20 protein-coding genes are annotated in these 20,486 nt (G+C 60.4%); 10 read left to right on the top strand and 10 right to left on the bottom strand.

All coding sequences use genetic code 11. The features are described from left to right. Positions 1 to 94: 94 nt before the first annotated feature. On the bottom strand, positions 95 to 880 hold the full coding sequence (locus ACR0KL_RS12905) for a 23S rRNA (adenine(2030)-N(6))-methyltransferase RlmJ (protein ID WP_170678821.1): 786 nt from the start codon (positions 878 to 880) through the stop codon (positions 95 to 97). A gap of 155 nt (positions 881 to 1,035) precedes the next feature. Here ACR0KL_RS12905 and ACR0KL_RS12900 point away from each other — a divergent pair, with 155 nt between their 5' ends. From ACR0KL_RS12900 to ACR0KL_RS12875, 6 genes are read left to right on the top strand one after another with little or no spacing between them, the layout of a single operon-like run. Then, on the top strand, positions 1,036 to 2,082 hold the full coding sequence (locus ACR0KL_RS12900; RefSeq protein ID WP_039523195.1) for a rod shape-determining protein: 1,047 nt from the start codon (positions 1,036 to 1,038) through the stop codon (positions 2,080 to 2,082). 59 nt (positions 2,083 to 2,141) lie between these two features. Continuing rightward, positions 2,142 to 3,044, top strand: a complete 903-nt coding sequence (gene mreC, locus ACR0KL_RS12895; RefSeq protein WP_170678819.1) for a rod shape-determining protein MreC — start codon at positions 2,142 to 2,144, stop codon at positions 3,042 to 3,044. Then, the gene (locus tag ACR0KL_RS12890; protein WP_170678817.1) at positions 3,037 to 3,573 is read left to right on the top strand and encodes a rod shape-determining protein MreD; all 537 of its coding nucleotides are present in this window, start codon (positions 3,037 to 3,039) and stop codon (positions 3,571 to 3,573) included. The genes mreC and ACR0KL_RS12890 overlap by 8 nt, the downstream gene beginning before the upstream one ends. Next, positions 3,570 to 5,519 (top strand): penicillin-binding protein 2, encoded by a 1,950-nt coding sequence (mrdA, locus tag ACR0KL_RS12885; protein ID WP_170678815.1) that lies wholly within the window; start codon positions 3,570 to 3,572, stop codon positions 5,517 to 5,519. Before ACR0KL_RS12890 ends, mrdA begins: the two co-directional genes overlap by 4 nt. Next, on the top strand, positions 5,516 to 6,655 hold the full coding sequence (gene rodA, locus ACR0KL_RS12880) for a rod shape-determining protein RodA (RefSeq protein ID WP_480777116.1): 1,140 nt from the start codon (positions 5,516 to 5,518) through the stop codon (positions 6,653 to 6,655). Before mrdA ends, rodA begins: the two co-directional genes overlap by 4 nt. 15 nt (positions 6,656 to 6,670) lie before the next feature. Then, the gene (locus ACR0KL_RS12875) at positions 6,671 to 7,603 is read left to right on the top strand and encodes a 2-hydroxyacid dehydrogenase (RefSeq protein WP_170678811.1); all 933 of its coding nucleotides are present in this window, start codon (positions 6,671 to 6,673) and stop codon (positions 7,601 to 7,603) included. A 134-nt stretch (positions 7,604 to 7,737) separates the two neighbouring features. Here the strand turns inward: ACR0KL_RS12875 and ACR0KL_RS12870 are convergent, their stop codons facing one another. The 6 genes from ACR0KL_RS12870 to ACR0KL_RS12845 all read right to left on the bottom strand — a co-directional run bounded on the left by ACR0KL_RS12870 (position 7,738) and on the right by ACR0KL_RS12845 (position 14,296). Further along, positions 7,738 to 9,753: a M3 family metallopeptidase gene (locus ACR0KL_RS12870; protein WP_170678809.1), complete on the bottom strand. Its 2,016-nt coding sequence runs from the start codon at positions 9,751 to 9,753 to the stop codon at positions 7,738 to 7,740. Positions 9,754 to 9,815: 62 nt separating this feature from the next. Beyond that, a complete protein-coding gene (locus ACR0KL_RS12865; protein ID WP_170678807.1) occupies positions 9,816 to 10,865 on the bottom strand; it encodes a molybdopterin-synthase adenylyltransferase MoeB in 1,050 nt (349 codons plus the stop codon). Beyond that, positions 10,865 to 11,320 (bottom strand): dUTP diphosphatase, encoded by a 456-nt coding sequence (gene dut / locus ACR0KL_RS12860; RefSeq protein WP_170468830.1) that lies wholly within the window; start codon positions 11,318 to 11,320, stop codon positions 10,865 to 10,867. Before dut ends, ACR0KL_RS12865 begins: the two co-directional genes overlap by 1 nt. A 16-nt stretch (positions 11,321 to 11,336) precedes the next feature. Further along, positions 11,337 to 12,533, bottom strand: coding sequence for a bifunctional phosphopantothenoylcysteine decarboxylase/phosphopantothenate--cysteine ligase CoaBC (coaBC, locus tag ACR0KL_RS12855; RefSeq protein ID WP_170678805.1), 1,197 nt, complete (start codon positions 12,531 to 12,533; stop codon positions 11,337 to 11,339). A 63-nt stretch (positions 12,534 to 12,596) separates the two neighbouring features. Next, positions 12,597 to 13,421 carry a ChaN family lipoprotein gene (locus ACR0KL_RS12850; protein ID WP_480777115.1) on the bottom strand — a complete coding sequence of 275 codons (825 nt, stop codon included), beginning with the start codon at positions 13,419 to 13,421 and terminating at the stop codon, positions 12,597 to 12,599. Next, complete coding sequence (locus ACR0KL_RS12845) at positions 13,418 to 14,296, bottom strand: RNA polymerase factor sigma-32 (RefSeq protein ID WP_170378887.1); 879 nt, start codon at positions 14,294 to 14,296, stop codon at positions 13,418 to 13,420. Before ACR0KL_RS12845 ends, ACR0KL_RS12850 begins: the two co-directional genes overlap by 4 nt. Positions 14,297 to 14,395: 99 nt before the next feature. Here ACR0KL_RS12845 and cobU point away from each other — a divergent pair, with 99 nt between their 5' ends. Genes cobU through ACR0KL_RS12825 form a run of 4 tightly spaced genes read left to right on the top strand, consistent with a single transcriptional unit; the run spans position 14,396 to position 17,997 of the window. Further along, entirely contained in the window at positions 14,396 to 14,911 is a 516-nt protein-coding gene (gene cobU, locus ACR0KL_RS12840; RefSeq protein WP_480777114.1) for a bifunctional adenosylcobinamide kinase/adenosylcobinamide-phosphate guanylyltransferase, read from the top strand. Between the two features lie 2 nt (positions 14,912 to 14,913). Further along, on the top strand, positions 14,914 to 15,492 hold the full coding sequence (locus ACR0KL_RS12835; protein WP_170678799.1) for a histidine phosphatase family protein: 579 nt from the start codon (positions 14,914 to 14,916) through the stop codon (positions 15,490 to 15,492). Positions 15,493 to 15,550: 58 nt separating this feature from the next. Further along, positions 15,551 to 16,435 carry a glutathione S-transferase gene (locus ACR0KL_RS12830; protein ID WP_170678797.1) on the top strand — a complete coding sequence of 295 codons (885 nt, stop codon included), beginning with the start codon at positions 15,551 to 15,553 and terminating at the stop codon, positions 16,433 to 16,435. Positions 16,436 to 16,482: 47 nt separating this feature from the next. Further along, positions 16,483 to 17,997, top strand: a complete 1,515-nt coding sequence (locus ACR0KL_RS12825; RefSeq protein WP_480777113.1) for a YifB family Mg chelatase-like AAA ATPase — start codon at positions 16,483 to 16,485, stop codon at positions 17,995 to 17,997. 198 nt (positions 17,998 to 18,195) lie between these two features. Here the strand turns inward: ACR0KL_RS12825 and gshB are convergent, their stop codons facing one another. The 3 genes from gshB to rsmI all read right to left on the bottom strand — a co-directional run bounded on the left by gshB (position 18,196) and on the right by rsmI (position 20,420). Continuing rightward, positions 18,196 to 19,128: a glutathione synthase gene (gshB, locus tag ACR0KL_RS12820; protein WP_170678793.1), complete on the bottom strand. Its 933-nt coding sequence runs from the start codon at positions 19,126 to 19,128 to the stop codon at positions 18,196 to 18,198. A gap of 61 nt (positions 19,129 to 19,189) precedes the next feature. After that, on the bottom strand, positions 19,190 to 19,561 hold the full coding sequence (locus ACR0KL_RS12815) for a YraN family protein (RefSeq protein WP_170678791.1): 372 nt from the start codon (positions 19,559 to 19,561) through the stop codon (positions 19,190 to 19,192). A 1-nt stretch (position 19,562) separates the two neighbouring features. Continuing rightward, positions 19,563 to 20,420, bottom strand: a complete 858-nt coding sequence (rsmI, locus tag ACR0KL_RS12810; RefSeq protein ID WP_170678789.1) for a 16S rRNA (cytidine(1402)-2'-O)-methyltransferase — start codon at positions 20,418 to 20,420, stop codon at positions 19,563 to 19,565. Positions 20,421 to 20,486: the final 66 nt, after the last annotated feature.

Genomic DNA, 20,486 nt, shown 5'->3' with positions numbered 1-20,486 from the left:
CGCGCCTGCGGCGCGCTGCCGGGCCCAACGCGTTTGACGGCATCTTTGATGCAGGCAAACGGGGCGCGAGGTTTGCTTGTTCCTCTCCAAGACCTCAAAGTTTTTTGAACAAAGTAGACAGTCTGTGGGTTTCCTGATCCAACCCAAAGGGCGCGTTGATCACGAACATTCCAGACCCGACCATCCCATGCCCTTTGCGCGCTGCGGGGAATGTCACCTCGTGTTTCAACACCTTCGGGAAATCCTGAGACGTCAGCGCGTCCACCATCGGCTTTTGACGGGCATCCTTCAGGATCGGGTACCACAAAGCGATCACGCCCACATTCCATTTGCGATGCAGCTTGGCGATTATCCCCGGAAGGCGGTCATATTCCGCCTTCACCTCGTAGCTGGGGTCAATCAACAGCATACCCCGTCTGGGCGTCGGCGGCAGTAGGGACTGCGCCAGCTCATACCCGTCTTGCTTGTAGACGCGCGCATTGCCCCCCGGCACCGCCAGTGACAATGCCGCATATTCCTGCGGATGCAATTCGGCGAGGTGCAGACTGTCCTGCGACCTCAGCAGGCTAGCTGCAATCAGGGGCGATCCGGGGTAGCTGGCCTCTCCAAAACGCGCGCGGGTCAACTCGATCGCCTGCGCCAGCGGATGATCATCGCCAAACCATGCACCACGCTGCACCCGCTCGATCCCGGCGGCTGCTTCTCCGGTCTTGCGGGCCTCATCTGAATCTAGCTTGTAAAGCCCACGTCCCGAATGGGTTTCGACATAGGTCAGCGGTTTGTCCTTTTGGGTCAGATAGGACAGCGACCATGCCAATAAAGCGTGCTTTTGCACATCAGCCAGATTCCCGGCGTGGTAAATATGTTGATATGAGAGCATATTGCCTTCTACAGTCCCTGAAAATGAGGCGAAAAGGTGCTGATTGCCGCGGAATCAGCCCTTTTACCGGGCGAGTTGGCACCCTATAAGTCATCCGTCCCGGAACCGTCGAGTCGCGGGCAGTAGAAAAACCGACATACAGGATCAGGGGAATCATGGGGATCTTTGGCAATCTGGGCGGCCTGTTCACAGCGGACATGGCTATCGACCTTGGAACGGCAAACACGCTGGTCTACGTCAAGGGGCGCGGTGTGATCCTGTCTGAACCCTCGGTTGTGGCCTATCACGTCAAGGATGGCGTTAAAAAGGTTCTGGCGGTTGGCGAAGACGCCAAGCTGATGCTGGGTCGGACGCCGGGATCCATTGAGGCCATTCGCCCAATGCGCGAAGGCGTGATCGCCGACTTCGACACCGCCGAGGAAATGATCAAGCATTTCATCCGCAAGGTGCATAAGCGTTCAACCTTCTCGAAGCCAAAGATCATCGTCTGCGTCCCGCATGGCGCGACTCCGGTTGAAAAACGTGCAATCCGTCAGTCGGTTCTGTCCGCAGGCGCGCGCCGCGCTGGCCTGATTGCCGAACCGATTGCAGCGGCGATTGGGGCAGGCATGCCAATCACCGATCCGACCGGCAACATGGTCGTCGACATCGGCGGCGGTACCACCGAGGTTGCGGTTCTGTCGCTGGGCGACATCGTCTACGCCCGCTCGGTCCGCGTGGGTGGAGACCGTATGGACGAGGCGATCATCTCATACCTGCGTCGTCAGCAGAACCTTCTGGTCGGCGAATCCACCGCTGAACGCATAAAGACCACCATCGGCACCGCGCGCATGCCCGACGATGGCCGCGGCCAGTCGATGCATATCCGTGGTCGCGACCTGCTGAACGGCGTGCCAAAAGAAATCGAGATCAGTCAGGCTCAGGTGGCCGAGGCACTATCGGAACCCGTCCAGCAAATCTGCGAGGCTGTGATGACCGCGCTAGAGACCACGCCCCCCGATCTGGCCGCGGATATCGTGGATCGCGGCGTGATGCTCACCGGCGGCGGAGCGCTTCTGGGGGATCTGGATCTTGCTCTGCGCGAACAGACAGGACTGGCCGTGTCGATCGCCGATGAAAGCCTGAATTGTGTGGCTTTGGGCACCGGCAAGGCGCTAGAATACGAAAAACAGCTGCGCCACGCGATTGACTACGAAAGCTAAGGCGCGCACCCTTTAGAAAATAGGGTAAATTCGGCCCGAGCAGCACGGGAAGGTAACCTGTGGCAAAAGACCGATCACAGCGCGATGACTACACGGCCCCACTGCGGCGTCTGCTTCTGGGGATCGTTGTGCTGTGCCTGCTGGGCATCTTCATTGTCTGGCGAATCGACAGCCCTCGGGTAGAACGGTTCCGCGCGCAGGTTGTGGATGCTGTTGTGCCCTCGATGGATTGGGCCATGGTTCCGGTCACCGCAACCGTCAACCTGTTTCGTGATTTCCAAAGCTATCAGAGCCTGAGCGAGCAGAACCGCGAGCTGCGCTCGGAACTGCGGTTGATGCGTGCGTGGAAAGAGGCAGCGTTGCAGTTGGAACAGGAAAACGCGCGGCTTCTGGATTTGAACAATGTGCGGCTTGATCCTCGCCTGACCTATGTCACCGGTGTTGTGATGGCCGATAGCGGCTCTCCCTTCCGGCAATCGGTGCTGTTGAATGTGGGCGAACGGGACGGGATCGTCGATGGCTGGGCTACGATGGACGGGATCGGGCTGGTTGGCCGTATCTCGGGCGTCGGGCCGGATACGGCGCGCGTCATTCTGATGACTGACGCCTCAAGCGTCATTCCCGCAACCATCCAACCCTCTGGCCAGACCGCTTTGATCACGGGCGACAATACCCCGGCCCCATCGGTCGAGTTTCTGGAAAACCGCGAGCTTGTGCGCCCCGGCGACCGTGTCGTGACGTCGGGTGATGGCGGTGTGTTTCCGGCCGGTCTGCTGATCGGCCAGATCGCCGCCGACCCCGGAGGTCGCCTGCGCGTGCGTCTCTCCGCCGATTTCGAACGGTTGGAGTTCCTGCGCGTTCTTCGCTACAACTCGGCCCCCACGATCCGCGATCCGGGTCAGATCGTTGGCCCCTCGAGCCCCGCTGCTTCGTTGTCACCTGAGGAAGCTGGTGATGGATAAACCGGCCTCTCACAAATGGGCGATGCGCGGTCTATATGGGGCGCTCGCGGTGTTTGTTCTGTTCCTGCATCTGCTGCCGCTGGATACGCAGCCGGATCGCTGGCCTTTTCCGGACTTTCTGATCGTCCTTACTTTTGCTTGGGTGCTCAGGCGACCGGACTATGTGCCGACCGTTTTGGTCGCTTTGGTTATGTTGCTGGCGGATCTGCTGCTGCAACGCCCTCCGGGCCTATTGGCCGCGCTGGTGGTGCTGGGCGCGGCTTACTTGCGGTCTGCGGCACCGGGGATGCGGGATGCGGGCTTTGTGGCGGAATGGATGTCGGTCAGTGCCGTCGTTGCTGGCGTCTTTCTGGGCAATCGGGTCATCCTTGCAATCCTGTCTGTTGATCAGGCAGCTTTGTTACCGGTTTTGATCCAGCTTGTGCTGACAATTCTCGCCTATCCAGTCATTGTACTACTGTCTCAAAGTGTATTCGGCGTACGCCGCGTCTCGGCGGCGGATGCCAGTGCGGCAGGGGCGCGTGCATGAAACAACGCAAGATCAAAAGCGAAGGTGTCGCCTATAAACGTCTGCCCCGGCGGACCTTGCTGCTGGGCGGTTTACAGGCGGTTTTCATTGGCGGGTTGGCCGCACGCATGCGGTACATGCAAGTCGATCAAGCGGATGAATATCGCCTTTTGGCCGAAGAAAACCGCATCAACATCCGCCTGATCCCGCCGACGCGGGGGCGCATCTATGACCGCAATGGGCAGGTCATAGGGCAGAATTCACCCTCCTACCGCATCGTAATTGTGCGCGAGGATGCCGGTGACATCGACAAGGTGATCGCCAAACTCTCGGACCTGATCCCCCTGAACGAGGATGAGATTGAGCGCGCGCGCACGGAAATGCGACGCTCGGCCCCGTTCCTGCCAGTCACATTGGTCGATCAGGTGACGTGGGAAGATATCTCGAAAGTCGCGGTGAACGCCCCGGCCCTACCAGGGGTCACGCCCGAGGTCGGGCAAACCCGGCAATACCCGCGCTATGAGGATTTCGCCCATATCGTCGGCTATGTCGGCCCGGTCAGCGACTATGACCTCAGCCAGATCGAAGACCCCGAGCCAGTGCTGCGCATCCCCCGGTTCCAGATCGGCAAGGTCGGGTTGGAAGCCAAGCAAGAGATCGACCTGCGCGGCAAAGCAGGCTCCAAGCGGGTCGAGGTTAACGCCACCGGCCGCGTCATGCGTGAGTTGGACCGGCAGGAGGGCCAACCGGGCGCCGATTTACAACTCTCGGTCGACGCGGACCTGCAGCAATACGCTCAGGCACGACTTGCCGGAGAAAGCGCCGCCGCCGTTGTCATTGATTGCGAAACCGGCGATCTGCGGGCAATGGCCTCGGCCCCCAGCTTCGACCCCAACCTGTTCGTGCGCGGTATCTCGGTCGCGGATTACCAGATCCTCACGCAGGACAAATATCGCCCCTTGGCCAACAAGACGGTTCAGGGCACATATCCGCCTGGATCGACCTTCAAGATGGTCACTGCGCTGGCCGCACTTGAGGCCGGCGTCGTTGGCCCCGGTAGCACTGTTTATTGCCCCGGCCACCTCAAGGTCGGTAGTCGTCGTTTCCACTGCTGGAAGCGCGGAGGTCACGGCACTGTCGACCTCAATACTTCGCTCAAGCGCAGTTGCGACGTTTATTACTACGACGTTGCGCTGAAGGTTGGCATCGACAAAATCTCAGAAATGTCGCGAACCCTTGGGCTCGGCATCAAGCATGACATCCCCATGTCCGCCGTTCGGGCAGGTTTGGCTCCTAATCAGGAGTGGAAGCTGAAAACCCATGGTGAGGAATGGTTGAGCGGCGATACGGCCAACGCCTCGATCGGTCAAGGATTCATGCTGGCTTCGCCAATGCAGCTGGCCGTGATGACCGCGCGGATCGCCACGGGGCGGGCCGTGACACCGCGTCTGGTCCGCTCGATTGATGGGGTCGAACAGCCAACCGGCGCGGGTGAGCCGCTTGGGATCAGCCCAGCCAATCTGAACTACATCCGCGAGGCGATGTGGTCAGTATCGAACGACCGGCGTGGCACGGCCTATCGCAGCCGGATCATCGCCGATGACCTGCGCATGGCGGGCAAGACCGGCACCAGTCAGGTGCGCAACATCACCAAAGCGGAACGTGCCGCAGGTGTGATCCGCAATGAGGACCTACCCTGGGAGCGGCGAGACCATGCGCTGTTCGTCAGCTTCGCGCCTTACGACAAGCCCAAATACGCCATCGCGGTTGTGGTCGAACATGGCGGCGGTGGCTCCAAGGCGGCGGCCCCGGTCGCGCGCGACATCATGCTTCAGGCGCTTTACAACGGCACCCCACCGCTCGAGGCCTACCCGGCCGGAGATCGAGAACGCATCAAGGAGCAGCAGAAACGGCTCGAGGGCGACCGCCGCCCCAAAGCGCGCCCCAGCGAGAAGGACCGCGCATGAGCTATCTTGAATATGCGGTCAAATCCACGCCATCGGGGTTCCGAAAATTCCTGTACATGAACTGGCCGCTGACGCTGTTGCTGATCAGCACGGCCAGTGCCGGGTTCCTGATGCTGTATTCGGTGGCCGGTGGTTCGTGGATGCCGTGGGCCGAGCCTCAGATCGAACGTTTCGGGCTGGGCCTGGCAGTGATGTTCATCGTCGCACTGGTGCCGATCTGGTTCTGGCGCAACATGTCGGTACTGGCCTATCTGGCCTCGATCGCGTTGCTGGTGTTTGTGGAGTTGTTCGGCACGATTGGCATGGGCGCACAGCGCTGGATCGACCTTGGGTTCATGCGTTTGCAGCCGTCCGAGGTGATGAAGGTCGCGCTGGTGATGTTGCTGGCGGCCTATTACGACTGGCTGCCCTCGCATAAAACCTCGCTTCCGCTCTGGGTTCTGATCCCGGTCATCCTAATCTTGATCCCTACCTTCATGGTACTGCGCCAGCCGGACCTTGGGACCTCGATCCTGCTGCTGGCCGCTGGCGGAGGGTTGATGTTTCTGGCCGGTGTCCACTGGGCCTATTTCGCGGCCGTGATCGCAGCCGTGGTCGGCTTGATTGCAGCTGTTTTCAATAGCCGAGGGACCGAGTGGCAGTTGCTGAAGGACTACCAGTTCCGCCGGATCGACACGTTTCTTGACCCCTCGACCGACCCGCTGGGCGCGGGCTATCACATCACCCAATCCAAGATCGCCCTGGGATCGGGTGGATGGAATGGGCGCGGCTTCATGCAGGGCACGCAATCACGGCTGAACTTCTTGCCTGAAAAACACACCGATTTCATCTTCACCACATTGGCCGAAGAATTCGGCTTTGTCGGTGGCATCACCCTATTGGTGCTTTATGCTCTGATCCTGATCTTCTGCATGGTCACGGCGCTGTCGACCAAAGACAGGTTCTCGTCGCTGGTCACCATGGGGATCGCGCTGAACTTCTTCCTGTTCTTTGCGGTAAATATGTCGATGGTGATGGGGCTGGCTCCGGTTGTCGGGGTGCCTCTGCCCATGGTCAGTTATGGCGGGTCGGCCATGCTGGTTCTGATGGCCGCCTTCGGCGTCGTGCAAAGCGCCCATATCCATCGCCCCCGCTGATCGGAAAGCCCCTCTATGCCCGTCAATATCCTGTTCTCCGCACGTCCTGAGCTTTGGCCGGTGTACCAGCCGCTTCTGACCGAGGGCCTGCGAGAGGCAGGCGTCGCGTTCAATCTGGCAACCGAATTCCCAGAGGATGAGGTGGACTACATCGTCTACGCCCCAAGCGGCGGGCTGCTGGATTTCACAACCTACACCCAACTGAAAGCGGTTCTGAGCCTCTGGGCCGGGGTCGAGCAGATCGCAGGGAACGAAAAGCTGACCGTGCCACTGGCGCGGATGGTAGATCATGGACTGACCCAAGGCATGACCGAATGGGTCGTGGGGCATGTGCTTCGCTATCACCTGGGGATGGACCAGCACATCAAAGTGCAAGATGGTGTGTGGTCGCCTGACGCGCCGCCATTGGCGAACGAACGTCAGGTCTGCATTCTGGGCCTTGGCGCATTGGGGCAGGAAGCCGCCCAAGCGCTGGCCGCATTGAATTTCAACGTCACCGGATGGAGTCGCACCCCCAAAGACATCCCCGGAGTAACCTGCCTGAGCGGCGAAGACGGATTGAGAGAGGCTCTGACAAAGGCCGAGATCGCCGTCCTCTTGCTGCCCGACACACCGGCGACCGAGAACACCCTGAACGCCGAAACACTTGCGCTGATGCCCAAAGGCGCGCGGATCATCAATCCGGGGCGTGGGCCTCTGATCGACGATGACGCCCTGTTGCAGGCGTTGAACACAGGCCAGATCGGACATGCCACGCTGGATGTGTTCCGGGTTGAGCCTCTGCCCGCCGATCATCCCTACTGGACGCATCCGAACGTGACGGTGACGCCGCATATCGCCTCGGAAACGCGGCCGGTCACGGCGGCGCAGGTGATTGTCGAGAATATCCGGCGCGGGGAAGCTGGCGAGCCATTTGTGCATCTGGTGGATCGCCAGCTGGGGTATTGATCCCCTGACATAAAGCGTTTCGGGTTTTACCTGAATCATCAAGTGACACGAATGTCCCGAGAACGCTGAAAGCGTGGCAGGATATTCGTGTCGCAGGTTTTAACCGAAGCGATCCAGAACCGGGGGCGAAGGGTTTAAGCTGCGATGAGGCCGCGCCCTTTCAGCAAAGCTTCGACATCAGGCATCCGGCCCCGGAAGGCCAGATACAGCTCCTCAGCCTCTCGCGAGCCGCCAGTGGACAGGATATTGTCTTCCAGAGCTTTGGCGCGTTCCGGATCAAAGGCCCCTCCGGCCTCCTCAAAGGCCTCGAACGCGTCGGCATCCATCACTTCGGACCACATGTAGCTGTAGTAGCCCGAGCTATAGCCATCGCCCGCGAAGACATGCGCGAAATGCGGGGTCGCGTGGCGCATGCTAATGGCTGCGGGCATACTGATACCGTTCAAGACCTCGGCCTGTTTCGCCATCGGGTCCGCCGGGGCCGCGCCTTCATGGAAAGCCAAGTCAACCAAGGCCGAGGCGACATATTCCACCGTCTGAAACCCCTGATCGAAATTCGCGGCCTTCAGAACTTTCTCAAGCATTTCCTGCGGCATTGCCTCGCCAGTGTCCGCGTGGGTGGCGAACTCGGCCAGAACCTCGGGGACTTCCAACCAATGTTCGTAAAGCTGGCTTGGCAGTTCGACAAAGTCGCGCGCCACGGACGTGCCCGAAATGCTTTCATAGGTCACATTCGACAGCATCTGATGCAGGGCGTGCCCGAATTCGTGGAACAAAGTGCGCGCATCGTCATAGGACAACAGTGCCGGATCGCCTTTCGCGAAGTTGCACACATTGATCACGACCGGAGCCTGTTCTTTGGGGAACTTCGCCTGTCCCCGCATCGCGCTGCACCATGCGCCTGATCTCTTGGACCCGCGTGCGAAATAGTCACCAATGAAGACCGCGATATGCTTGCCGTTGCGTGTCACCTCCCACGCCCGGCAATCGGGGTGGTAAAGCGGCGCGTCCAGCGGTTTGAACTCCAATCCGAACAGACGGTTGGCGCAGGCGAACGAGGCCTCGATCATCCGGTCCAGTTGCAGGTAGGGCTTCAGCGCGGCCTCATCCAGATCATGCTCAGCCTTGCGGCGTTTCTCGGCGTAGTAGCGCCAGTCCCACGCCGCCAGAGGGCCGTTGACGCCATCCTCCTGCATCATCGCGGTCAGCACCTCGGCATCTGCGTCGGCGCGCGCCTTCGCAGGCTCCCACACTTGCATCAGCAGGTCGCGGACGCGGTCAGGCGAGCGGGCCATTTCGGTTTCCAGCTTGTAGTCGGCAAAGCTGTCATAGCCCAGCAGCTTGGCGCGTTCTTCACGCAGGGACAGGATTTCGGCGGCGATGTCGCGGTTGTCGGTCTCACCACCATTCGCCCCGCGCGCGGTCCAGGCGCGATAGGCTTTCTCGCGCAGATCGCGACGGGGGGAGAACTGAAGGAACGGCACAATGATTGACCGCGAGAGAGTGACTACGGGACCAGCGGCGCCCTTTTCCTGACCTGCCGCGCGTGCGGCATCGACAACGAAATCCGGCAGGCCCTGCAGGTCATCCTCGGACAGGTCCATGAACCAGTCGCGCTCATCCGCCAGCAGGTTTTGGGTGAAGGATGTTCCCAGTGACGCCAGCCGCGCTTTGATCTCTTGCATCCGGGCGTCCTGCTCGCCCTCCAACGCAGCACCAGCCCGGACAAAACCGCGATGAGACAGCATCAGCACGCGCGCCTGTTCATCACTCAGACCCAGATCATCGCGCCGCGCCCACAGGTCCGCCACGCGTTTGAACAGCGCCTTGTTCGAGGAGATCCCCGAGAAATGCGCCGCTAGCTTTGGCGAGAATTCTCGCTGCAATTCCTCACGTTTCGGATTGCTGTCCGCGCCCGCAACTGTGAAGAAAACCGACAGCACTTTGTCCAGTTGCTCACCCGCCGCCTCAAGCGCTTCGATCGTGTTGGCGAAACTCGGAGTTTCAGCGTTTGCAGCGATCACGTCGATCTGCGCGTTATGCGCCTGCAGTGCCTCATCCAGAGCAGGGGCGAAATCATCATCCGAAATCTTGGCAAAAGGGGCGAGTTCGAACGGAGTGGTCCAGTCGGACAGGATCGGGTTGGTCATTCAGATCTCCTTTGACCACAACCTAGGAAGGGCCGATCAGATGATCCAGAGCAACACGGCGTTTATTCACCACCCGCACCGCAAATCGGGCAGTCAGAGCGTTTGGACAGGGTGATTTTGCGGCTTTCCCCATAAAGCGCGTCATAGATCAGCATTTCGCCGCGCAGCGCTTGGCCAGCCCCGGTGATGACCTTGATCGCCTCAACCGCCATCATGGACCCAACCACACCCGGCAAGGGGCCGATAACGCCCGCCTCGGAACAGGATGGGGCCAGACCGGCCGCGGGGGCCTCCGGGAAAATACACTGGTAGCAGGGCGCACCCTTGGTCGGGTCGAAGACGCTCAGCTGCCCTTCCCATTGCGACAGTGCGCCCGAGATCAGCGGTTTGCCCAACGCAACGGCCGTGCGATTGGCCAAATAGCGGGTTTCGAAATTGTCGGTACCATCCAGGATCAGATCAAAGTCGCCCAATAGGTCTCGCGCGATCTCTTCACTCAGACGCCGATTGTAGGGCAGGACGGTGACGTTGGGGTTCTGAGCCTCCATCGCCTGCTGGGCCGAGAACACTTTGGGCATTCCGATATCGGCGTCGCGGTGAATGACCTGACGCTGAAGATTGGCGTTTTCGACCACGTCGTCGTCGATCACTCCGATCGTGCCCACACCCGCTGCAGCCAGATACTGCAAGGCTGGTGCGCCGAGACCCCCGGCCCCAATCACCAGCACGCGCGCTTTTTTCAACCGTTTCTGCCCCGGTCCACCCAGTTCGCGCAGAACGATATGGCGGGCATAGCGGTCCAGCTCTGTTTCAGCGAACCGGTCCGAGGGTTTGGCCTCGGTCTTGTCCGCTTCGGGCTGCGCCCGATTACGCAGCGCTTTCAGCCCCTTGCCATAGACCATGATCAGCGCAGCCGCTCCGGCCAGCATCAGCCACAGCGCTGCCGATCCTCCGGTTGCTTCGCGCAAGGGATGGCCGCTCGGCAAAACCAGATGCGACAGGATCACACCGGCCATAAGCACACTGACTGAGGTCACACGCGCCGTCCGGGACACGCCCGCGATATAGCCGACGCCCCAAAGACCCGCGGCAAGGACCAGAACCAGCAGCATCAGCCGCGCCCGGTTGAGCCGAACCCGCCAGCGCCACGCGCGGTCTCGCCAAGGGTTTCGGTTAGCTCGAACGTGGCTTGCACGACAGGCGCTACGATAAGCTGCGCGATGCGTTCTCCGTGGGTGACCTCGAAACGGTCCTGCCCTGCGTTCATAACGATCACCCCCAGCGGGCCGCGATAGTCGCTGTCGATGGTCCCCGGCGTGTTGGGCAGGGTGATGCCGTGCTTCAATGCCAGCCCGGAGCGTGGGCGGACCTGAGCCTCATAGCCCGCCGGGATCTCGATTCGCAGGCCGGTGGGGACAAGGGCGCGCTCCCCCGGATCCAGAAAGATCGACTCGCCGTCGGGCAGGTTGGCGCGTACATCAGCACCGGCCGCGCCCGAGGTCTCATATGAAGGCAGAGGAACAGAAACGTCTGCACCCTCTTCCCGGATCACGCGGATAGCTACCATCTGTATTCCTTCTGTCTCATTCGGCCAGCGCGTCGGCGATCTTTTGTGCCAAACGCGTGGCGACCATGTCTTTGCCCATGCGCGGCCAGCTCTCAGCCCCTTGATCCGAGATCAGGACGACCGCATTTTCCGAGCCCCCCATGATGCCGGTCGCCGGGCTGACGTCGTTTGCCACGATCCAATCGCATCCCTTGCGGGCGCGCTTTGCAGTCGCGTTGTCAATCACATCATCGGTTTCCGCTGCAAAGCCCACAACCAGATCAGGGCGACCCGCACCCATCTGCGAGACGCGTTTCAGGATGTCGGGATTCTCGGCGAACTCCAGCGAGGGCAGACCATCACGGCTTTTCTTTAGTTTCCGATCCGAGGCGGTGGCCACTTTCCAGTCGGCGACCGCTGCGGCAAACACACCTGCATTCACAGGGAGCGCCGCATCCACTGCGTCCGACATCTGCTGTGCTGTCTCGACCTGCACGACCTGCACGCCTTGGGGCGGCGGAACGTCGGCGGGACCAGTGACAAAAACCACATCAGCCCCAAGCGCCGCCAAGGCGCGGGCAACGGCAGTCCCCTGCGCCCCGGATGAGCGGTTGGCGATGTAGCGCACCGGATCAATCGGTTCATGTGTCGGGCCAGAGGTTACAAGGATGCGTTTACCTTTCAACGGCCCGTCGGCCAGTTGCGCCTCAACGGCAGCAACGATCTCTAGCGGTTCGGACATCCGGCCCGGGCCATATTCGCCACAGGCCATGTCGCCCTCGTTGGGTCCTACAAAGCGTATGCCGTCCTGCTGCAATTGTTTCAGATTTCGCTGGGTCGCCGGGTGATCCCACATGCGGACATTCATCGCAGGCGCGCACAAAACCGGCGTATCCGTGGCCATCAGCAGGGTCGAGGCCAGATCGTTGGCCAATCCTGCCGCCATCTTGCCCATCATATCTGCGGTGGCTGGGGCAACCACGATCAGGTCAGCCGAGCGCGACAGCTGGATATGCCCCATCTCGGCCTCATCGGTCAGGTCGAAGAGATCGCGATAGGCTTTCTGACCGGAGAGCGCGGAGACCGACAGCGGCGTCACGAACTCCTCAGCGGCGCGGGTCAAAACGGGAGTGACTTGCGCACCGCGCTCTTGCAGCCGTCGGATCAGATCGAGCGACTTATAGGCCGCAATGCCACCGCCGATGATCAGCAGAATGCGTTTGGATGCCAGCATGTTCAGCCCTTCCCGTCCCGGTCGGTCCTGACATTAGGCAAGGCCACCGGGTAGTTCCAGCGGTTAATTCTGCGTCTCAAACGCTTTGCAAGGGTCTTCACGCTCTATTTCCGGGCTGTCGATCACCGCATCGAAGGTCCCGTCAATTGCGCCGCCTTCGGACTGGCCTAGCACAAAGACCTTCAGCCTAGGCTTCAGGCGCGACAAAAAGGTCGGGATGCCCCGGTCTGTCCTAGCGTGGCCATTGCCGGTGATCACAGCAATCGGACCACCGGTTTCTTCGTCCGCGCGCAGGATCGCTCGGGTGAGCACCGCGTCTCGCAGACGTTGGATCGAGACCATTTGCGGCAACATTTCGGCTGGCAGAGCATCGCAATGGGCAGCCAGTTGATCCGCCTCGCGCGCGGCTTGATCTTCTGGCGACAGAGGAACGGTCAGGCCATAGCGCGCAGCGTCTGCACCAAGGGCCGTGGCCGCACCTTTTTCCATCGCGGCGCGCGCAGCTGTGCGTGGAACCATGGCGCCATAGACTGGCGCGTCCGACGCCTGAAAGACTGGGTAATACATACTCAGTGGGGGCCAGCCAGACTCCGCCCAGCGCAGGATGCGAGACAATTCCTCTGGGTTGGAGGCGGCTGTCTGAGCCAGACGCTGCGCGCCTTCTTCGGTTACCATCTCCCACACCACAGCCGACGGAGCGATCGCGCCCAACGCCTCGGTCTGCACAAGGTGGTGACGCGGATTGTCGTGAATTTCACCAAGAATCACCACATCTGCGTCCTGCATGGCTGCCAGGACATCATCGGGGATCAACTCACCGGCTTGGACCGGGCGCACCGCGCTGGCTGTAAACGCCAGCACACACAACAGAATCGCAAATCTTGTCATGCGATGAAGTGTTGCACCTCACGCGATTGGGCTTCAAGGTTCTTGCGCATCTTGGTGAAGGCTGCGGCCTCAAGCTGCCGTACACGTTCCTTCGATAGACCCAGCTCATTCCCCAAGCTTTCAAGGGTCCGGGCCGGTTCGCGCAGCTTACGTTCACGCACGATAAATCTTTCGCGGTCATTGAGGGATTGCATCGCCATCAGCAACCATTCGCGCAGCTGCTCGGTGTCGTGGCGATGTTCGACCGCCTCGGCGGCCTGCTCACGATCATCTTCCAGCGCATCAATCCACTCGCGCCCATCTTCATCCGCTGACTGCACCGCGTTGAGCGAAAAATCCGAGCCGGACAGACGCCCTTCCATCATCTCGACATCGCGCAAGGGCACACCGATTTCCGTAGCAATCATCTGGTGCAGCTGATGCCGATCCAACTCCTGCCCCTCGGTGGCGGCTTCACGTTCCAATCGTGCCTGAACGCGGCGCATGTTGAAGAACAGGGATTTCTGGGATGAGGTCGAACCGGTCCGCACCATCGACCAGTTACGCATCACGTAATCCTGGATGCTGGCTTTGATCCACCACACCGCATAGGTCGAGAACCGCACACCGCGATCAGGGTCAAACTTGTCTGCGGCTTTCATTAATCCAAGACCGGCCTCTTGGATCAGGTCGTTCATCGGAGCGCCGTAGCGCTTGAACTTGGCCGCCATCGAAATAGCTAGACGCATGTAGGCGGTGATCAGTCGGTGCAGTGCTTGTTCGTCGCGGTTGTCACGCCACGCATAGGCCAGTTGCAATTCGGTTTCCGCGTCCAGCAGTTCGGCCTTCATCGCTTTGCGGGACATCGAGAAATCGGATGCGTTGTCCAGTGCCATGAAAATCTCCCTTTTTGTAGGCATCAGCCGGGCTTGCCTTGCCGACTTAGGGTCGATACGCAGATCATCACCAAGTGGATCACCAGAAAGGTAAGAATTGTGACCGCCAATTTAACCTTTGTGCTGGGAGGAGCCGCATCGGGAAAGTCGGTCTATGCTGAACAACTGGTTGTATCCTCAGGGAAAAACCGGGTCTACCTTGCGACATCACAAGTGTTTGATGGCGAGATGCAGCAAAAGATCGATCGCCACATCGAACAACGCGGGTCCGGTTGGGAAACCATCGAGGCACCGTTGGACCTTGCCCAGGTTTTAGCGGAACTGAGTCCTGACCAAGCCTGCCTGATTGACTGCGCCACGATGTGGCTCACCAATCACCTGCTGGCCGAGAACGATCTGGAACAGGCCCAGACCCAACTGCTGAGCGCCCTGCGCAGCTGCCCGGCGCAGCTTGTTATCGTCTCGAATGAGGTTGGTCACGGCATCGTGCCCGAAAACGCCCTCGCCCGCCAGTTTCGCGAAGCGCAGGGCCGGCTGAACATCGCGCTAGCAGCACAGGCCGACCAGGTGGTTCAGGTCACCGCGGGGCTGCCGATGGTCTTGAAGGGACAATAGCCATGACGCGTCTGCACCTGGTCCGCCACGGTCCTACCCATGCTAAAACGATGGTCGGCTGGTCCGATCTCCCCGCCGATCTGAGCGATCAGGCCGCGCTTCAGCGATTGCATGATCACATCCCTGCGGACGCGGTTGTTGTCTCATCCGACCTGTCGCGCGCGGCGGATACGGCAACGGCGATCCAAGGCCAGCGCCTGCGCCTGCCCCACCATCCTGACCTGCGCGAGATCAACTTCGGCACATGGGAGCTGCGCGGTTTCGCCGAAATCGAAGCCGAAGACCCCGAGCTTGCCTTTGCCTATTGGGACAATCCCGGCGAAGTGCGACCGCCGAACGGAGAAAGCTGGAACGACGTCCGCGCACGCGTCGACAAAACCGTGGATGCGCTGATGGCTGCATATGAGAGCGCGGATTTGGTCATTGTTGCCCATTTCGGAGTGATCCTGACGCAAGTACAGCGCGCTTTGGATATTGAGGCGCAACAAGCGTTTTCACACCGGATCGACAATCTGTCGGTTACCCAAATCGCCTATAACGCGGGCGAATGGTCCGTCGGCGCCATCAATCATCTTCCGTGATCCGACAGGTCACAAATCACTGATTTACGAGCGCTTCCGGCTCCGTCATCCTTTGATCATGACCTATGACCTCTTTGTCGGTGACCGCCTGTTTTCCAGCTGGTCCATGCGCGGCTGGTTGATGCTCGAGAAGTTCGGCCTGCCCTATCGTAGCCACTTAGTTGGCCTCTATTCCGGCACCATGGCCGCGGATTTGGAATCCCTTGCCCCGGCCCGTCTGGTCCCTGCTCTGCGTCTGCCCGATGGTACGGTTGTGGGCGAAAGCCTCGCGATGGCCGAGACATTGGCTGAACGCCACCCCGAAGCTGGGTTTTGGCCATCAGACCCAGCCGCGCGCGCAACCGCCCGTTGGCTCTGCGCCGAAATGGTCGCGGGTTTTACTGCACTGCGCAGTGAATGCCCGATGCAGTTGGCGCATGTTTGGAAGGGTTTTCAGCCGTCACCGGACACTTTGAAAGACCTCGCCCGGATTGAGAGTCTTTGGGCGCATGCCCGGACGATCTCAGGCGCGTCAGAGGGGCCGTTGTTCGGAGCCTACTCGCTGGTCGATGTCTTCTACACCCCTGTCGCTGCTCGGATCATTGGGTATGATCTGCCGGTCTCAGCCGAAAATCGCAACTATTGCCTCAGCCTGCTGTCGGACACATCGGTCCGACAATGGCGCGCGATGGGGCTAACCGTTCAATACGATCCGTACCCCTACCCGGAACACTACCCCTCGGCCCACTGGCCAGTTGGCGAACCGTCCGAGGCACGACCCGCCGACGAAGGCCCCTCGGTCAACGCGCACTGCCCGTATTCCGGCGACCCGGTCACCGATTTCCTCGACCTCGACGGCCATCGCTGGGGGTTCTGCAACGCGTTCTGCCGCGACAAAACAGTCGCCGACCCGGGCGCATGGCCCAAATTCACCGCAATGCGCGCAGCCGTTAACCATTCTTAAACCTCGGCCATGGCAGCAACGTCCTGTTAACCAAGAACAGGATTGCCATGGTTGCCCGCGCTCACACGGTTGCGTTTCAAGGGGTTGATGCCCGCCCGGTCGAGGTGCAATGCGCCGTCTCACCGGGCCTACCCGCCTTTTCAATCGTCGGTCTGCCGGACAAGGCGGTATCCGAGGCGCGAGATCGAGTGCGCAGCGCGCTTGGTTCCATGGCCATCGCCTTGCCGTCAAAGCGGATCACCATCAACCTGTCCCCCGCTGACCTGCCCAAAGAGGGCAGCCATTTCGACCTTCCCATCGCCGTCGCCCTCCTGTCCGCTTTGGAAATCATCCCAGCAGACGCGGCCGAGGGCACTGTTGCGTTAGGCGAATTATCCTTGGACGGGTCGCTGGTTCCAGTCGTAGGCGCTTTGCCCGCCGCGATGACAGCTGCGGCCGAGGATCGCGCCCTGCTCTGCCCCCGCGCCTCAAGCGCCGAGGCTGCATGGGTGGACGCCACTCAGGTAATCGGAGCCGGTTCGCTGGGTGACGTGGTGCGCCATTTCTCGGGCCAGGCCCCATTGGCAGCGGCCAAACCGGGCGAAGTCAGCCTGTCCTCCAACACCCGCGATCTGCGCGACGTCAAAGGACAGGAACGCGCCAAACGCGCGCTTGAGATCGCTGCGGCGGGAAGGCACCACCTGATCATGATCGGCACGCCGGGATCGGGCAAATCCATGATCGCCGCGCGCCTGCCCGGCATCCTGCCGCCTTTGACCCCGATCGAGGCGCTGGAAACGTCGATGATCCAATCCCTCTGCGGATTATTGGACGAAGGCGGCATCAACCGGACGCGGCCCTTTCGCGAACCGCATCACACTGCCTCGATGGCGGCGATTGTCGGCGGTGGGCGGGGTGCAAAACCCGGAGAGATCTCTCTGGCCCACAATGGGGTACTGTTCATGGATGAGTTCCCCGAGTTCCCTCGCACCGTTTTGGAAACCCTGCGCCAACCGATTGAGACGGGAGAGGTCATGGTTGCCCGCGCCAACGCCCATGTGAAATATCCCTGCCGTTTCATGCTGGTCGCGGCAGCCAACCCGTGTAAATGTGGGTACTTGACCGATCCGTCCCGCGCTTGTTCCCGCGCACCTGGCTGTGGTGAGGACTACCTGAACCGCATCTCAGGCCCATTGATGGACAGGTTCGATATGCGCATCGAGGTGCCTCCGGTAGCGTTCACCGACCTTGATCTGCCGCCGTCTGGCGACAGTTCGGCCACCGTGGCTACGCGTGTGGAGCAGGCCCGCGCCGTTCAGGCCGCTCGGTTTGAAGGTCACGAGGGCGTACGTCAAAACGCTGATATCGAAGGAAAATTACTGGAAGAAGTCGCCACCCCAGATGCTGAGGGCAAAGAGCTGTTGCTCAAGGCCGCCGACCGGTTCGGCCTGTCAGCACGCGCATTCCACCGCATCCTACGGGTCGCGCGAACCATAGCTGATCTTGATGGCTCCCCTGATATCCGGCGACCACACGTGGCCGAAGCGCTAAGTTTTCGGATCGGCGCACGGGCCATGGCTTAGATGTTCGCACTCAGTTTGTTGCGAGGCTGTTTGGGGTACAAATTACGGCGGAACTGATCATTGCCCGTTGTCCTAGACAAGTCCGGTAGCTTACCGCTTGCGCCATGTTCAAGCGAAGAAATCGACCTTCAGTGCAACCGTGCATTCCAATGAACGGACCGCATCGAAAACCTAATCGCCGCCCAACGCCTGTAGCGCTTAGACTTTGGCCTCAATCGCCTGCCAGATCTTTTCAGCGATGTTCTCACCGTTGAAGCGCTCAAGCTCTTGAATGCCGGTGGGGGAGGTGACGTTGATCTCGGTCAGGTAGTCTCCGATCACGTCGATCCCGACAAAGATCTGACCTTTTTCTTTTAGCAGAGGCCCAATGGCCGCGCAGATTTCGAGATCCCGCTCGGTCAAACCGATCTTTTCGGGTCGCCCTCCGACATGCATATTGGAACGCGTCTCACCTTCGGCCGGGACGCGGTTGATGGCACCCACCGGCTCTCCGTCCACGAGAATCACACGTTTGTCGCCGTTCTTCACATCCGGCAGGAATTTCTGAACAATCAACGGCTCGCGCGAGAATCCGGTGAACAGCTCATACAGCGAGGTCAGGTTGCGGTCATTGGCATCCAACCGGAACACCCCAGCCCCTCCATTTCCATAGAGAGGTTTCAGGATGATGTCCTGATGCTTGTCCTTGAAGGCCTTGATGGTCTGCATATCCCGCGCAATCGTGGTCGGAGGGGTCAATTCGGGGAAATCCAGAACCAGCAGTTTTTCGGGGTAATTGCGTACCCAGAACGGGTCATTGACCACCAATGTCTGCCCCTTCAACCGATCCAGCAGATGCGTCGAGGTGATGTAATGCATGTCGAACGGCGGGTCCTGACGTAGCCACACCACGTCAAACTCAGCCAGATCAACTTCACGCTCGGGACCCAGGATCGCGGGATCTCCAGCAACGCGCTGAACTTGCATGTCCTGTCCTCGCGCGGTGATCCGCCCCTCCTGATAGGCCAATTGATCCGGCCCGTAGAAGAACAGCTCATGCCCGCGGGTCTGCGCCTCTTCCGCAAGGCGGAAAGAGCTATCGGCGTTGATATCCACGGCCCCGATCGGGTCCATTTGAAAGGCGATTTTCATGGCATGTCCCTCAACTTCACGCCAGATACATGGCGCAGCAGGCCGAGGGGTTCAATGGGGCTTAGACCGGTCCGAAGGCGTTTTCGATGATTTGAACAGCGCCTGTGCCATCGACTAGCGCCGCGTCGAACCGAACATTCGTCAATTGCCCGTCCGGTTCATTTTCAAGAAACTGCGCCGCTGATGCGCAGATACGCTGGGTCTGCCGTGGGGTGATCCGAGCCGCAGCCCTGTCGAAACTGGTGCTTTTCTTGACCTCAATGAAAACGAGCCCTTCGTCACCCCGCGCAATCAGGTCAATCTCACCCCCGGTACTGCGCCAGCGTCTGTGAGCGATCGAGAATCCACGGCGTTCATAGTCGGCTGCAACCCGCAATTCCGCAGATTGCCCTGCATGATAAGATACCGACCCCCGCACCGCACGCTGCGCCATGTCATCCCTTTCCCAGTTTGAGGGCCTGCTGGTAAATGGGGCGTCGAGGAAGATCATACATCTTTGACACCAAATCCGCCGCATCCCGAACCGAATGGGTTTGCAAGGCCTGTTTCAAAGCCTCTTCTACGTCAGATTCGTTAACGCTTGGCGAATGGCTGCGATCCACCAGCAGAACGACCTCACCCTTGGGGGTTTGGTCTCGGTAGGCCTCTGCCAGGTCTTGCAAAGAGCCACGTCGGACTTCCTCGAACTTCTTCGTCAGCTCGCGGCACAAAGCCGCCTGCCGGTCGGAGCCGAGGATGTCGGACAGATCGGACAAGCATCCAGCCACGCGCTTGGGTGACTCGTAGAACACCAGCGTTCCGGGAATATCCCGCAGCGCCTCGATTCGGCTGCGACGAGCGCCAGACGCATTCGGTAAAAAGCCCGCAAAAAAGAACGCATCCGTTGGCAGACCCGCCAGCGTCAGCGCCGTCAGCGCGGCGGACGGGCCCGGAGCGCAAGTGACGGTGTGCCCGGCCTCGGCCGCCTGCCGCCCTAAATCGTAGCCTGGATCGGCGATCAGCGGCATACCGGCCTCGGACGCATAGGCAACGGATTGCCCTGCAGCCAAAGCATCCATGATCTTGCCGCGTGCGCCTGCTCCACTGTAGTCGTGATACGCCTGAATGCGACGTCCACCCAAGGGGATACCGTGGATTTCCATCAACCGGCGTAGACTGCGGGTGTCTTCCGCCGCGATCATGTCGGCCGAAGCCAGCACATCCAACGCCCTGAGCGTAATATCGCGCGCCGTACCGATCGGAGTGGCAACAAAATACAGGCCAGCAGCCAAACTTATGTTTTGGAAATTCAAAGCTGGACCCTCACAGCGTGACGTTTATTATCGCGGCTCGATAGAACAGCAGCGTCGCAAGCCGCC

It is taken from the genome of Ruegeria sp. C8, assembly GCF_056537565.1.
The sequence above is the reverse complement of the archived record's forward strand: the minus strand, read 5'-3'. Positions and strand labels throughout refer to the sequence as shown.